The sequence below is a fragment of the Gemella morbillorum genome (genome assembly GCF_900476045.1).
GTDB classification, from domain to species: domain Bacteria; phylum Bacillota; class Bacilli; order Staphylococcales; family Gemellaceae; genus Gemella; species Gemella morbillorum.
Map to the genome: position 1 here is coordinate 1,483,323 of NZ_LS483440.1, position 16,002 is coordinate 1,499,324.

13 protein-coding genes are annotated in these 16,002 nt (G+C 32.7%); 1 reads left to right on the forward strand and 12 read right to left on the reverse strand.

The window, feature by feature from the left end; translation table 11 throughout:
• Positions 1 to 73: 73 nt before the first annotated feature.
• The 12 genes from DQN46_RS07140 to gnd all read right to left on the reverse strand — a co-directional run bounded on the left by DQN46_RS07140 (position 74) and on the right by gnd (position 14,134).
• On the reverse strand, positions 74 to 1,177 hold the full coding sequence (locus DQN46_RS07140) for an ABC transporter ATP-binding protein (protein ID WP_004633410.1): 1,104 nt from the start codon (positions 1,175 to 1,177) through the stop codon (positions 74 to 76).
• A 708-nt stretch (positions 1,178 to 1,885) separates the two neighbouring features.
• On the reverse strand, positions 1,886 to 2,959 hold the full coding sequence (locus tag DQN46_RS07145; protein WP_111743524.1) for a PTS sugar transporter subunit IIC: 1,074 nt from the start codon (positions 2,957 to 2,959) through the stop codon (positions 1,886 to 1,888).
• A 285-nt stretch (positions 2,960 to 3,244) separates the two neighbouring features.
• Positions 3,245 to 4,561 (reverse strand): phosphopyruvate hydratase, encoded by a 1,317-nt coding sequence (gene eno, locus DQN46_RS07150; RefSeq protein ID WP_111743525.1) that lies wholly within the window; start codon positions 4,559 to 4,561, stop codon positions 3,245 to 3,247.
• A 65-nt stretch (positions 4,562 to 4,626) separates the two neighbouring features.
• Entirely contained in the window at positions 4,627 to 5,391 is a 765-nt protein-coding gene (tpiA, locus tag DQN46_RS07155) for a triose-phosphate isomerase (protein ID WP_111743526.1), read from the reverse strand.
• Positions 5,392 to 5,420: 29 nt separating this feature from the next.
• On the reverse strand, positions 5,421 to 6,617 hold the full coding sequence (locus DQN46_RS07160; RefSeq protein ID WP_111743527.1) for a phosphoglycerate kinase: 1,197 nt from the start codon (positions 6,615 to 6,617) through the stop codon (positions 5,421 to 5,423).
• A gap of 97 nt (positions 6,618 to 6,714) precedes the next feature.
• Positions 6,715 to 7,722 carry a type I glyceraldehyde-3-phosphate dehydrogenase gene (gap, locus tag DQN46_RS07165; protein WP_111743528.1) on the reverse strand — a complete coding sequence of 336 codons (1,008 nt, stop codon included), beginning with the start codon at positions 7,720 to 7,722 and terminating at the stop codon, positions 6,715 to 6,717.
• Positions 7,723 to 7,741: 19 nt separating this feature from the next.
• A complete protein-coding gene (locus tag DQN46_RS07170) occupies positions 7,742 to 8,779 on the reverse strand; it encodes a sugar-binding transcriptional regulator (RefSeq protein ID WP_111743529.1) in 1,038 nt (345 codons plus the stop codon).
• Positions 8,780 to 8,951: 172 nt separating this feature from the next.
• Entirely contained in the window at positions 8,952 to 9,575 is a 624-nt protein-coding gene (locus tag DQN46_RS07175) for an exonuclease SbcC (protein ID WP_111743530.1), read from the reverse strand.
• A gap of 84 nt (positions 9,576 to 9,659) precedes the next feature.
• Positions 9,660 to 10,622 carry an asparaginase gene (locus DQN46_RS07180; protein ID WP_111743531.1) on the reverse strand — a complete coding sequence of 321 codons (963 nt, stop codon included), beginning with the start codon at positions 10,620 to 10,622 and terminating at the stop codon, positions 9,660 to 9,662.
• 17 nt (positions 10,623 to 10,639) lie between these two features.
• Complete coding sequence (locus tag DQN46_RS07185) at positions 10,640 to 11,215, reverse strand: beta-class carbonic anhydrase (RefSeq protein WP_111743532.1); 576 nt, start codon at positions 11,213 to 11,215, stop codon at positions 10,640 to 10,642.
• A 143-nt stretch (positions 11,216 to 11,358) separates the two neighbouring features.
• Positions 11,359 to 12,750: a glucose-6-phosphate dehydrogenase gene (zwf, locus tag DQN46_RS07190; protein WP_111743533.1), complete on the reverse strand. Its 1,392-nt coding sequence runs from the start codon at positions 12,748 to 12,750 to the stop codon at positions 11,359 to 11,361.
• Positions 12,722 to 14,134 carry a decarboxylating NADP(+)-dependent phosphogluconate dehydrogenase gene (gnd, locus tag DQN46_RS07195; protein WP_004633429.1) on the reverse strand — a complete coding sequence of 471 codons (1,413 nt, stop codon included), beginning with the start codon at positions 14,132 to 14,134 and terminating at the stop codon, positions 12,722 to 12,724. Before gnd ends, zwf begins: the two co-directional genes overlap by 29 nt.
• A gap of 356 nt (positions 14,135 to 14,490) precedes the next feature.
• Between gnd and aldA the strand changes: the two genes are divergently transcribed.
• A complete protein-coding gene (aldA, locus tag DQN46_RS07200; RefSeq protein WP_111743534.1) occupies positions 14,491 to 15,942 on the forward strand; it encodes an aldehyde dehydrogenase in 1,452 nt (483 codons plus the stop codon).
• Positions 15,943 to 16,002 lie beyond the last annotated feature (60 nt).

The following is a 16,002-nucleotide window of genomic DNA, read 5'->3' on the forward strand; positions in this document are numbered from 1 at the left end:
TTTGAGTCCTCCTTAAGTTTTTGTTTTTTATAAAATTTGACGTCTAAGTTAAAATATTTTTTTGAAACTGTAATTATTCTAAAATACTTAATTCAGTTTCTGCATCAAAGTAGTGCGCTCTGTTCATATCAAGAGCGAATGTAATTTCATCACCCATTTTGATATTTTGTCTTGAATGCACAATTGCTTTTACATTTTCACCATTAAGATCAGTGTGGACAATGTACTCAGACCCTAATAATTCAGCTACTATAACTTTTGAAGTTATTTTCGCATGTGAATATGTTTCAAGAACTAGCGGATCGTTAGAGATGTTTTCCGGTCTAATACCTAAAACAACTTCTTTACCTTCATATCCTAATTCTTTTAATCTAGCATAATGTCCTTCAGGAATTTCTATAGTTCCTCCATCTTTCGTTTGGAAATTGTGCTCAACAATTTTTCCTCTTAAAAAGTTCATTGTTGGCGCACCGATAAATCCTGCAACAAAAAGGTTTTCTGGGTGATCATAAATATCTTTTGGACTTCCTACTTGTTGAACAATACCTTGTTTCATTACTACAATTCTGTCCGCCATTGTCATCGCCTCTGTTTGGTCGTGCGTTACATAAATTGTTGTTGCTCCTAAAGTATTGTGAATTTTGATGATTTCAGCTCTCATGTTACTTCTAAGCTTAGCATCTAAGTTTGATAAAGGTTCGTCCATTAAGAATACTTTTGGACTTCTAACTATTGCGCGTCCAAGTGCAACCCTTTGTCTTTGTCCACCTGATAAGGCTTTAGGTTTTCTATCTAATAATTCCTCTAATCCTAAAATCTTAGCAGCTTCTTCTACTTTTGCTTTTATTTCTTCTTTAGGAACTTTTCTAAGTTTTAACGCAAAAGCCATATTATCGAAAACAGTCATATGTGGATATAAAGCATAACTTTGGAATACCATCGCGATATCTCTATCTTTTGGTTCTACATCATTAACTAATTTATCTCCAATATAAAACTCTCCTTCAGTAATATCTTCAAGTCCTGCAATCATTCTAAGAGTTGTAGACTTACCACATCCAGATGGACCAACAAATACAACAAATTCCTTGTCTGCTACTTCTAAATTAAAGTCTGTTACGGCGCAAAATCCATTATCATATTTTTTATATATTTTTTTAAGTGATAAACTTGCCATTCTGACCTCCTAATTTTTTATTGTATATTTAATGTGTCAACCACATATTAACATATAATTTTTATTTTGTAAAGGCTTTATTTCTTTCTGTCACAACATTTTTTCTGTAGCTGTTTTATTATTTTCATATTTTAATAGAACAATTAGCAAACTATTAGCATCTACAACAAAGCCTTTTAGTGTCTTTTTTCGAAATTTTGTCTTCAAAACGAACAAAAACAAATAAAAGTGTAATACAATTCATATTCTTATATTTAAGTTTATAATTTAGAAACAAAAATTAACACATTAAACTTCGTTTATTGGATTCTTCTTTGATAAATCTTAATTCTAATACCTTTGTATGAAATCGTTTTAATTTAATTTTTTAGATCTTTTTTGTAAAACTTATTATTTATTAATATTATATAATGACGACTTTAGTTATCTAATAATACATTTAGTTATCCTCTATTTTCCCTACTATATTAATGTTACATAGAACTCTTATTTTAAAAATTATTTTACCATTATTTTGTTATATAAAATATAAAAAATAAATATAGGAGTTTAAAAATTTCTTTTTATATCTACAATACATCCAACTTTACCTAGATTGCTCGTTAACTATATATGTTTAATATTTTTAACTATTATTAAACAAAAAAGATAGATATCTATGTGATACCTATCTTTTTACTATGTTTAAAGTTATATTTTAAGCAGAGATTATAAATTCAATTTATAGTCTTCTGGTTTAACATAATTTTTCTTTTCCATGTAATAGTATACAGCATAAGATAATAACGCTGGCAATATAAAATGAAGCATTACTATTTCTGCTAACAACACTGCATGATTTGTGTAACTTGACATTGTCTGCCATGTCATAAGTTGCCCTACAAGCCCTGAAGTCCCCATTCCACCGCCTGCTGGATTGTTTTCCATTTTACATACTAATGTCGCTATTGGACCAAGTATAGCACTTGCAACTATCGGCGGAATCCAAATAATCGGTTTTCTCATTATATTAGGAACTTGTAGCATAGATGTACCTAGTCCTTGTGCCAGAAGTCCATTCCAACGATTCGCTTTAAAACTTATTACTGCAAATCCAACCATTTGAGCTGCACACCCTACCGTAGACGCACCCGCTGCTATTCCCGATAATCCCAAGATAATAGATAACGCAGCAGAACTTATAGGTAGCGTTAATATAATACCCATTACAACAGATACCACTATACCCATTATAAATGGTTGTAATTCTGTAGCTTCTCGTATAAACGTCCCTAACATTGTCATTCCATTTTTTAAATATGGTCCAGTGAAATAACCAACTATTCCACCAATAATAATTGTCACAAACGGTGTGACTATTATATCGATCTTAGTTTTTCCAGAAACTAACCTCCCGATTTCCGCCGCTACAACTACAGCTATAAACGCACCTAATGGGTCACCAGAACCACTTATAACTAATTTCCCTTGCTGAATAAGACTATTTGTCCCTAAATTAGAACCAAAAGCACCTAGAAAACCAACTACCCCTGATGCCAAGACCACTAATCTAGGGGCTTTTAACGCATATGCTACACCTATCCCTATCACAGGACCAGTAAGCGCCATAGCTATGGTAGATACAGCTACTAGAAATGTTGCTACACCTCCACTTAAATTTATAGCTATTTGCTTTATAATAAGTCCTATTATAAGTGTACAAAACAACCCTAGCGCCATTCCGTTCAACGCCACAATAAAGTATCTATTAAATAATTTTGATACCAAACTACCTTTTTTCATGATTAATCCCCGTCTTTCTTAATTTATCTAATAACTTTGAACTAGTAACTTACTTATAAGAATAACATTCACTATATTTTCAGATATTAGTTCATATTATTTTCTCACATATTATATAAATACTTAGTGTCTTTGTCAAATATAGAATCCAAAATCTTAATTACTAATACAAATCAACTTATTTTTTACAACTTTTTATATTAGTTTTAAATCACACTTATATATTCATCATGGTAAAATATATAAAAAAAGCTAATGATTTTACTCATTAGCTTTTTATATTTATTATCGCTTAATATTGTAGAATGCACGAACACCTGGGTATTCAGCTGTTTCATATAACTCATCTTCAATACGTAATAATTGGTTATATTTAGCAATACGGTCTGTACGGCTAAGAGAACCTGTTTTAATTTGTCCAGCATTTGTCGCTACTGCGATATCTGAGATTGTTGAATCTTCAGTTTCTCCAGAACGGTGAGAAATAACTGCTGTGTAACGAGCACGTTTAGCCATTTCAATAGCGTTTAGAGTTTCAGTTAAAGTACCAATTTGGTTAACTTTAATTAAGATTGAGTTACCAACACCTTGTTCGATACCTTGAGATAATTTTTTAGTGTTTGTTACGAATAAATCATCCCCTACTAATTGTACGCGGTCACCGATACGGTCAGTAAGAAGTTCCCATCCATCCCAGTCGTTTTCATCCATACCATCTTCGATAGTAATAATTGGATATTTATTTACTAATTCTTCTAAGTAATCAACTTGCTCAGCTGAAGTACGGTGTGCTCCACCTTCTCCTTCGAATTTAGCATAGTTGTAAACTCCGTTTTCGTAGAATTCTGATGACGCACAGTCAAATCCTAAGAATACATCTTTACCTGGCTCAAGTCCAGCAGCTTTAATAGCTTCTAAGATAGTTTCTACGGCATCTTCAGTTCCTTCAAATGTTGGAGCGAATCCACCTTCATCACCTACTGCAGTTGATAAACCACGAGCATGTAATAATTTAGCTAAGTTGTGGAACACTTCAGCTCCCCAACGTAATGCTTCTTTAAATGTAGGTGCTCCTACTGGTAAGATCATGAACTCTTGGAATGCAATTGGAGCATCTGAGTGAGATCCACCATTAACGATGTTCATCATTGGAGTTGGTAATTCTTTAGAGTTAGTTCCTCCTAAATATCTATATAGAGGTACTCCTAATGAATCTGCTGCAGCGTGCGCTACTGCTAAAGATACACCTAAAATAGCGTTAGCTCCTAGACGTCCTTTGTTTTCAGTACCGTCAAGTTCGATCATAGCGTAGTCAATAGCTACTTGATCAAAAATATCAAATTTCCCTTCTAATAAAGGTGCGATTTCTTCATTAACGTTAGTTACAGCTTTAGAAACACCTTTACCTAAGTAGCGTCCTTTATCTCCGTCACGTAATTCAACAGCTTCGTATTGACCTGTTGAAGCTCCTGATGGTACTAATGCACGTCCAAATGCTCCTGATTCAGTTGTTACTTCAACTTCTACAGTTGGGTTACCACGTGAATCTAAAACTTCTCTTGCATATACTTCTGCGATAATATCAAATGTTTTTGCTAACATTAACTTTCTCCTTATTATTTAATTTATACTTTTATTATACTATAATTTATTTTGTTTTGCTAAAATTAAGCTAACTTTCCGCCTTCTAAAAGCGCTAAGAATGAATCAACTTTAAGCGATGCTCCACCTACTAATGCTCCATCTACATCTGGGCAAGCTAGGTATTCTTTTACATTCTCAGGTTTAACTGATCCACCGTATTGAACACGTACTTTGTCAGCAACTTCTTTTCCGTAAAGACCTTCTACAATATCACGTACTGCTTTACACATTTTTTGTGCATCTTCTTTAGTTGCAGATTTTCCAGTTCCGATTGCCCAAATTGGTTCGTAAGCAACAACAAGTTTCTCCGCTTGCTCTTTTGTTAAACCAGCAAGGTCAACTCGTAGTTGAGAAGTAATAACTTCTACCACTCTTCCAGCTTCATACTCTTCTAGAGTTTCACCACAACATACGATAGGTACTAAACCATTTTCGAATGCAGCAATAGTTTTTTTGTTGATTAATTCATCAGTTTCCCCAAAGTATTCACGTCTTTCAGAGTGACCTAATATTACATATTTAACACCTAAATCGTTTAATACATAAGGAGAAGTTTCTCCTGTGAATGCTCCACTTTTTTCAAAGTGACAGTTTTCAGCGCCGATTGCTAATTCACTACCTTTAGTTAATTCTACTAAGGCTTCTAAATGAGTAGCTGGTGCACAAATAGCTGATTCTACTGAAGATGCTGCTGGGACCTTTGTTGCAACTTCTTTAGCAAATTCACGCGCTTCTTTTACTGTTAAATTCATTTTCCAATTTCCTGCGATAAATGGGATTCTTGACATAACGTTACTCTCCTTGAATTTTTAAAAAATTATTTGTTTGATAATGAATCGATACCAGGTAATACTTTCCCTTCAAGATACTCTAAAGATGCTCCTCCACCTGTTGAGATATGAGAGAATTTTTCAGCATATCCTAAAGAAATAGCAGCTGTTGCACTATCTCCACCACCGATAATAGTAGTAGCACCTTCTAAGTTTGCAATTGCTTCACAAACTCCAATAGTCCCTTTAGCAAAGTTTGGCATTTCAAAGACACCCATAGGACCATTCCAAATTACTGTTTTTGCTCCTTCAAGAGTTTTCTTGAATAGTTCAACAGATTTTGGACCAATATCCAATCCTTCTTCATCTGCTTGAATATCACTTTCTGCTATACGACTAGGTGCATCATTAGAAAATTCTTTAACAACTACCGTATCAATAGGTAAAACTAGTTTATCGCCTGCTTTAGCCATAAGTTCACGAGCATATTCAACTTTATCATTTTCACAAAGTGACATACCAATTTCCTTACCTTGTGCCTTCATGAAAGTATAAGCCATACCTCCACCGATAATTACTTTATCCGCTTTTTCTAATAAGTTTTCAATAACAGCAATTTTATCAGAAACTTTAGCTCCACCTAAAATTGCTACCAACGGACGCTCTGGATTATCTACTGCCCCACCGATAAATTTAATTTCCTTATCAACTAAAAATCCAGAAGCAGAGTTACCTTCACCAATATTAGATGCTATACCAACGTTAGATGCGTGGGCACGGTGTGCTGTCCCGAAAGCATCATTAACATATACATCACCTAGTGAAGCCCAGTATTTTGCAAGCTCAGGATCATTTTTAGATTCTTTTTTACCATCTACATCTTCAAAACGAGTATTTTCGAACATTAAGATTTCGCCATCTCTTAATCCTTTTATCGCCGCTTCTAATTCAGCTCCACGAGTCTCAGGAATGAATTTTACTTCTTTACCTAATAATTCTGATAATCTTACAGCTACTGGCGCTAAACTCTTAGAAGCTTTATCTGCTTCTTCTTTCACACGTCCTAAATGAGAAAATGCAACAACTTTCGCACCTTGATTCAGTGCATACTCTATTGTTGGTAACGCCGCTGTAATGCGGTTATCGTTAGTAATTTTTCCATCTTTTAAAGGTACGTTGAAATCAACACGCATTAAAACCGTTTTCCCTTGTAAATTACCTAAGTCTTTGATAGATTTTTTCATGGAAAGCTCCTTTTTAAAAATTTATTAGAATATATGAGACAAGATATAAGTTTAGTAAACTTATATCTTATCTATTCTTCCTATTATCTATTATAGATTATTTTATTAATCCTGCAAAGTATTTTAATGTTCTTACTAATTGAGATGTGTAAGACATTTCGTTGTCGTACCAAGAAACAACTTTAACTAATTGTTTGTCTCCAACTGTTAATACTTTTGTTTGTGTTGCATCAAATAATGAACCGTATTCGATTCCTACGATATCTGAAGAAACGATTGGATCAACATTGTATCCAAATGATTCGTTAGAAGCAGCTTGCATTGCAGCATTAACTTCTTCAGCTGTAACAGTTTTTTCAACTACTGCTACTAATTCTGTTAATGAACCTGTTGGTACTGGTACACGTTGTGCAGCTCCATCTAATTTTCCGTTTAATTCTGGAATTACTAATCCGATTGCTTTAGCAGCACCAGTTGTGTTAGGTACGATGTTTTCAGCTGCTGCACGAGCACGACGTAAATCTCCACCACGGTGAGGAGCGTCTAGTGTATTTTGATCTCCAGTATATCCGTGAATTGTAGTCATTAATCCTTCAACTACTGTAAAGTTATCGTGTAAAGCTTTAGCCATTGGAGCTAAACAGTTAGTTGTACATGAAGCACCTGAGATAACTGTTTCCGTTCCATCTAAAGTTTCGTGGTTTACATTGTATACGATAGTTTTAACATCGTTTCCACCTGGAGCTGAAATAACAACTTTTTTAGCTCCTGCTTGAATATGAGCTTCTGCTTTTTCTTTAGAAGTGAAGAAACCAGTACATTCTAATACTACATCGATTCCTAATTCTCCCCATGGTAATTCAGCTGGGTTTGCATTAGCAAATCCTTTGATTTCTTTTCCATTTACTACTAAGCTTCCGTTTTTCTCTACAACTTCACCTTTAAAGCGTCCTTGAGTTGTATCATATTTTAATAAGTGTACTAATTGATTAACTGGTGTTAAGTCGTTAATCGCTACTACTTCAATTCCTTCTACGTTTTGAATTCTTCTTAATGCTAATCTTCCGATACGTCCAAATCCGTTAATTGCTACTTTTACTGTCATTTTTAGTTCCTCCTAAAATTTATACTAACTTTTTTATAATTTTTTTGCAAATAGCCTCATCAATAATTAGTGTCGCATTGGCGGGTTTTGTACATAGATAACTATATACTGCATCCGCTTTTTTTTCTCCACCTACTATTGTAAAGACATTATTAATGCCATCAACATCTTTAAAACTCATACCTATGGTAGACGTTTTAAATATTTCATTTCCGTCCTTATCAAAATAACTACCAAATGATTCAGAAACGGCCTTTTTATCTTCCAACACTTTCAAAACCTCCATAGAAGACTTTCTTCTATGAGCCATTTCAAAAGCATTCCCTATACTATGGATTATTATAGATGTCCTATCTATAACATCAAGAGCATTTTTTACAACAGGCTCTTTTACGAGTTCTTCTAATGCTTTTTTCCCTATGTTATCCGGAGCATGCAATAGTTGATAATCATGTCCGGAGTTATTAGCCATTTTTGCCGCAATATCATTTGCCTGATATTCCGTATTAACAACAGATAACCCTCCTCTTATAGGTGTTATAATAACATTTTTTTTATAACCAAATGTTTCATTAGCTTTTCCAGCCACATAGTACATTGTACTGCCTCCACTAACTCCAATAACACATTCTTTGGTTATTTGTTTATTGACCTTATCTAAAAGTAATTCCGTCATCTCTGCTCGAGTAACTTCACTACTAACAAAATCTCCTGCTACAACATGAACTTGTCTTATTGAGAAATGTTTTTTTATTAGATTTCTTTCTTTAACAAACGTGTCATTTACTAAAGATGATTTTACTTCCGAAAGAAATTCTTCTCCTTTTTCCGTAATATTCATCCCTGTTGTGTGTTTAGTAATTAAACCCAAATCAGATAATATATCACATTCTGTTCGTAATTGCCTTTCTGTCATATTTATAAAATTTAATAGCGTCTTTCTTCCGACTGGTTGATTAATTTTTATTGTAATCAACAATTCATAACGACTATTGAATTTCATAACCATTTCGGGTACAAGTCTACTTTGTATATGTAACAAATGTAAAATATCCATATTTCTTATTCCCCTATTTATTGAAAATTTATTTGTTTGGACGTCTTACGTCCTGCTCGGTCACTTTTTGACCATCTAACACCAAAAAAAATAAACTTTCTGATTAGATTATAACAAACCCTTTTGAAAAAATCAAGGATTTTTATTATAATATCATCAAAAAATTTATTTTTTATTTTAAAATTGATAATAATTCTACCAAGATTATAAAGTAAAACACAAAAATCATCTCATATTCCTTATAATCAACCGGTAAATTAGAAATATACTGACTAGGATAATTTAGTTCAATATCTTTTTTTAATTTTTCTACATCTAAATTACAAAAATTATATCTATTAAGAACTAAATTAAGTTCCTCTGCGTTATAATAAAATATTTTTTGAACTTTTGAAAAAAACAATCCGTCTAATAATATAATATTTTCTATTGATGCCAGAATCGATAATAATTCTTCTTCTGAGAACGATTGATCTTTTGAAATCACATTGTATAAATTTTCCAAAAGTATTCTTGGTATCTTATAATTAAGTTCTAATTTATTAAAATCAATTTTTGAAACTTTCTTTTCTTTCACTAATGGAGAAGTTTTTTGAGGTACTTCATTAGTTTTCTCTTTTTGTAGAAAAGCTACACATTTATCTTCTATTTCAATAGCTTCATCTTGCTTAAATTCTACTCTGTTAGCTAAGTTTTCTAACGTTTTTTCTTCATCTAATTTTTGGTAAGGTCTCTTAAACTTGCTACCATCCAATAAATAAAAACCTTTATATGATTTATGATATTTGAATTTCAAAATTAAACCTCTTTCCCTATAAAATTCCTTATTATACTAACACATTTCCTAAAATTATTCAACCCTACTTTAAAAGTAAAAATACTAAAACAATTCTTCTAGTTTACATTTATCTATATTCGCTTCTAATAAAACCAAAAGTTTTATACGAGCTTTTTGGCCACTTAATCCTGTTGTAAAAATAACGCCATCTTGACAAAATCTTTTTCCGCCACCAACATAGTCATAAACATCTTGTGTTACTCCATTAAACGCTCTAGAAACGAAAACCACAGGAATATTGTCATCAAGGAGTTGTTTTATTGCAGGTAAAGTTTTAGGCGGAAGATTCCCCGCACCGAGTGCTTCTATAACTAAACCATCTGCTCCTAAGTTTCGGATAGCGTCAATTAATTCCCCACCCATTCCTGCATATGCTTTTAAAAGATAGACTTTTTTTGAAACACTATTTACTTCATAATGTTCTTCCTTTAGTAATTTTTGGAAATAAATAACTTCATTTTTTGATACTAAGCCTATAGGCCCAAAAGTTGGAGTTTGGAATGTAGCTACATTAGTAGTGTGAGTTTTAGTTACGTAAGTTGCTGTATGAGCTTCATCATTCATTACGACAAGCACTCCTTTATCGCTACTTTCGTCGCTAACCGCAACAACTAAAGAACTTCTAAGATTCGCCAAGCCATCTGCACCTATTTCATTGCTAGAACGCATCGCACCTGTTATAACTACAGGAATCTCAACATCTAAAGTTAATTCTAAATAATACGCTGTCTCTTCTAAAGTGTCTGTTCCATGAGTTATTACGACACCTTCATACCCTTCATCAATAGCTTGCATAATACGCTGTTTTAATTCAAACATTTCAAATTCTGTAATGTGAGGTGATGGAAGATTATACAAATTTTCCATATATATGTGAGCTATATGAGAAAAAATACCTTCTCCTATGCTTATAGGATTATTTTCTGTCGGAGAAACTTTTCCTGTTGTATGATCCTCACTCATAGAAATCGTTCCCCCAGTGTTTAATATTAATATTTTTTTCAAACTAACCCTCTCCTTAACTAATCTTTCATGTTACTATAACCATTCACAACAACTTCAACTTTACCATCTTCTGGATTGATTACCAATCCATGCACTGGTATATCCTTTGGCATTAATGGATGATTTATTATCATATTAACATCATGACTAACACTTTCAAAAACATCATCAAAACCATGTAACCATTTGTTTAAATCTATGCCTGAATATTGTAATATATCTAAAGTCTCATTTGATATTCCTCTTTCTTTCATTTTCTCCAAAACCAAATTAGGATCGATACTTTGCATACCACAGTCATGGTGCCCCATAACGATAATCTCATCAGCCTTTAGCATATAAACAGCCATAATCAAGCTACGCATAACTGACCCAAACGGATGTGTGAGTATTGCACCTGCGTTTTTCACTACCTTAACATCTCCTGGAGCTAAATTCAGAGATTTTGTCGCAAGCTCCAAGAGACGAGTATCCATACAAGTGAACATTACCACCCTTTTAGCAGGATATTTATCTTCTGTTTTATATTTTTGATATTCCTCAAACTTCACAAAATATTTATTGTACTCTAACATAGAATCTAGTAACTTCATCGCTATCCCCTTAACTATTCTTTATTAAATCAATCTTATCCACATTTTATTATACTATACTTATAGTTTTGCGTAAACTTCAAAATGAAGCATTTTATTTTCTAAAAAAGATGCATTACTTTTATGTAACACATCTTTTCTTTTTATTTTATCCAATCAACAAATTCATCTGCTTCTTTTGGCCCCATTGAACCTTGTTTGTAAGTATATAATGGCGCTCCTTGTTTATAGTACTTCGCTAATAAATCATTAACAAAAGTCCATGATACAACTATTTGATCCCATTGAGAGAATAATGCACGATCTCCTTTAAAGCAAGCATCTAATAACCTCTCATACGCTTCAGGTGTATTTATTCTATTTTCCAGAATACAACTCTGACAAAAATCTAGAGAAATCTGTTGAAGTTCTTGTTCCGTTCCTGGTTTTTTCGCATTAAATTGGAAATAAACACCTTCATCTGGTTGAATCTTAATTATCAACACATTACCAGGGATATCACCTACAGCTTTAAATTGAACAACAACCTGAGTTTCACGGCCTCCCATTTTCTTACCTGTTCTAATAAAGAACGGCACCCCTTGCCAACGCTCATTGTCAATAAATAATTTTAATGCTGCATAAGTCTCAGTCTTAGAATCTTTAGAAATATTTTCTTCATCCAAATAACCTTCATATTGCGCCATCACTAGACTATCATTCACATTAGTAATAGGCACTAATTTAGAAAGAAGATTGTATTGACTATCGTGAATTCCACGACTTCCTTCTTCCTTCGGTTCTTCCATGGCTACTATCGATAAAACTTGTAATAGATGATTTTGCACCATATCTTTAACAGCGCCACTCTTATCATAATAACTAGCACGGGTCCCCACACCAACTGCCTCTGCTGCTGTAATTTGTACATTTTCTATGAAATCTTTATTCCAAACACCTTTGAAAATAATGTTTTTGAAACGTAAAGATAAAATGTTTTGAATCATTTCTTTTCCTAGATAATGATCTATATGATAAATTTCCTCTTGACTGAAGAATTCTGCCAACTTATCATTAAGTTCTCCTGCTTTTTCTAGATTTTCTCCAAATGGTTTTTCTATTATAACCTTAGCATTATTTTCTGAACAATATTTCTTCAATCCATTAGTAATAGTTATAAAGAACGATGGAGCAACAGCATAATAATAAATATGTTCTGTAATTCCTTGTTCTATATAAAACTCTTGTAGTAGTTTATAATCTTCTATATTGGTCATCTCCATCTTAAAGTAGATAATTCTTGAAGAATAGTTTTGGAAATCATTATCGTGAAACTTAGTTCGAGCATGCTCTTTTACCCAACCGCGAACTATATTAATATAATCTTCTTGACTATATGAACGACGACCAATTACAATAATTTTGAATTCTTTATCTAATTTTCCTAGAACATCTAAATTATATAAGGCTGGCAATAACTTTCTATAAGTTAAATCTCCTGTCCCACCAAATAATGTAATTGCACTTTTATTTTTCATTGTTCCCAACCCAGTCATAATGATAATTTCCTTCTTTATCTGTTCTTTCAAAAGTGTGCGCTCCGAAGTAATCTCGTTGTGCTTGAATTAAATTAGCTCCACTTTCAGCAGTAGTATAAATATCTAAGTAAGAAATAGCTGAAGTCATAGCACTTAATGGTAATCTATTCGTAATAGCTAATGCTGCTACTTCACGTAAATTGTCTTGTCTTGTTTCAATAACATTTTTGAAAAATGGATCAAATATTAAGTTAGCTAACTCCGGATTATTTTGGTATGCTTCGATAATATTTTGAAGAATTTTTGCTTGAATAATACATCCACCGCGGAAAATTTTTGCAATTTGTGAATAATCAAAAGTCCAGTTGTATTCTTTTTCTGCAGCTTGAAGAAGTTTAAATCCTTGAGCATAAGAAACAATTTTTGAAATAAATAATGCATCACGAACAATCTCTTTAAGATGTTCTTTATCTTCAACAATTGCATAAGGTTTACGAGCGAATTCTTTTTCTGCACGAACGCGCTCTTCTTTAAGATTAGACATATAACGACCATTTAGGGCAGCTGTAATTACAGAAACATCAATTCCTAAATCGATAGCTTGCTCGTTAGTCCATTTCCCTGTACCTTTTTGTTGAGATTTGTCTAAAATTTTATCTACTAAATAACTTCCATCTTCTTCTTTAACTTTGAAAATATTGGCTGTAATTTCTATTAAGTATGATTCTAATTCACCTTTATTCCACTCTTCAAAAGTTTGTTGTAACTCTTCATTAGTAAAGCCTCCTAAGTGTTTTAAGACTTTGTAAGCTTCTGAGATAAGTTGCATATCTCCATACTCAATACCATTATGAACCATTTTTACATAATGTCCAGCTCCTCCTGTTGAAGTATAACTACAACATGGAATTCCATTAACTTTTGCCGCAATTGCTTCTAAAATTGGTCGAATCTCTTCATATGCTTTTTCATCGCCACCAGGCATTAAAGCAGGACCAAATCTAGCCCCTTCTTCTCCGCCAGAAACTCCAACACCAAAATAATTAATTCCTTTTTCTAATAGCAAGTCATATCTTCTTTGTGTATCTTTGAAGAAAGAGTTACCTCCGTCAATAATAATATCCCCTTTGTCTAGGATCGGAGTAAGTTGATCAATAAGACTATCAACAGCAAAACCTGCTTTTACCATTAAGACAACTTTTCTTGGTTTTTCTAATCCATCTACTAATTCTTGTAAAGAATATCTTCCTACAACATTTTTATGTGGATGTTCCTCTAACATTTTATCAACAACAGATGTTGTTCTATTGAACACCGCTACTTTAAATCCATTATCAGCAATATTTAACGCTAAATTACTTCCCATTACCGATAATCCGATAACTCCGATATTTTGTTTCATTACTAAACCTCCTAGTTTTTCTTACTTTTAAATTATACCACTAAATACAATATTTGTGGTAACAATTTTGCTCAAAAAATTTTTTACTATAATCTATATAATAATATTTTAAAAAATATACAATCATACAATAATAAACAATTATAGAACAAAGCAAAAAAATAATGATACATGTTTTTTTATTTACAGTTATATACTAAATTTTTTACTAAAATCACTATCATTTTACTTTAAATAACCAAATATCTAATAAATAACAAACAAAATATTTGTTTTTTAAAATTTTTTACGATATAATTTTATAAAAAGTAATGATAACGTTTACTTTTAAAATCATATCTTAAAGGAGAACTACTATGACTGAAGTTAAAATTTTAAAAATGTTCATAAACGGGGAGTTTGAAGAACATCTTAATCACGAACATCTTAAAGTATTAAATCCAGCTACGGAGGAAGTAATCGCTAAGATTCCATCTGGAAATTTCAAAGATGTTGACCGTGCTATCAATGCCGCTGATGCTGCACAAAAATCATGGGAGAAACTTCCAGCCGTAGAGCGCGGAGAATATTTACGTAAAATTGCTAAAAAAATTCGTGAGCGCGAGCCGGAAATTACGCAAACTATCGTTAACGAAGGTGGAAAAACTTTTGAACTAGCAAAAGTAGAAGTGCTTTTCACAGCTGATTATATGGATTACATGGCAGAATGGGCTCGTAGATACGAGGGAGAAATTATTCAAAGCGACAGAAAAGATGAGCATATTCTTTTATTCAAACGTCCTTATGGTGTTACTACAGGGATTCTACCATGGAACTTCCCATTCTTCTTAATCGCAAGAAAAGCTGCACCTGCATTACTTACTGGTAATACAATAGTTCTTAAACCTAGTCAACTTACACCAATTAACGCTCATATCTTCGCTGAAATTTGTCAAGAAGTTGGTTTACCAAAAGGTGTACTAAACATCATTCACGGTCGTGGATCAGTAGTAGGTAACAGATTGGCATCTCACCCTAAAGTTGGCTTAGTAAGTTTAACAGGTAGTCTTGCTGCAGGACAAGAAGTTATGAAAGCAGCTGCTGATAACATCACTAATGTTTCATTAGAACTTGGAGGAAAAGCTCCAGCTATAGTTTTTGAAGATGCAGATTTAGAACTTGCAGCAAAAGCAATTGTTGCTTCTCGTGTTATCAACTCAGGTCAAGTATGTAACTGTGCAGAAAGAGTATACGTTCATGAAAGTATAAAAGAAAAATTCGAAGAAGCTTTATTCAACGAACTTGATAAAGTTAAATTTGGAGATCCGAATAAAGAACGTGGTTTGGATTACGGTCCACTTATTGAAAAACGTGCATTAAAACAAGTGATCGAAAAAGTTGGTTACGCTGTTAAACAAGGTGCTACACTTGCTTATGGTGGAGAAGTAGACAAAGAACAAGTAGGATACTTCTATGGACCTACTGTTTTAACTGATGTAACAAATGACATGACTATTATGAAAGAAGAAATATTCGGACCAGTAATTCCTGTTGCGACATTTAAAACTTTAGATGAAGTAATAGATTACGCTAATGATTCTGAATATGGTCTAACTTCTTCAGTTTATACTAAAAATCTTAACACTGCATTTAAAGCTATTAATGGCTTAAAATTTGGTGAAACTTATGTTAACCGTGAAAACTTTGAAGCAATGCAAGGATTCCATGCAGGACGTCGAAAATCAGGAATTGGTGGTGCTGATGGTAAACATGGTTTAGAAGAATACTTAACTACTCAAGTAGTTTATCTTCAATTAGATAATGAATAATATATAATTATAAAGGAGATCCTAAAAGATCTCCTTTATTTTTTTACAACTAATTTCACA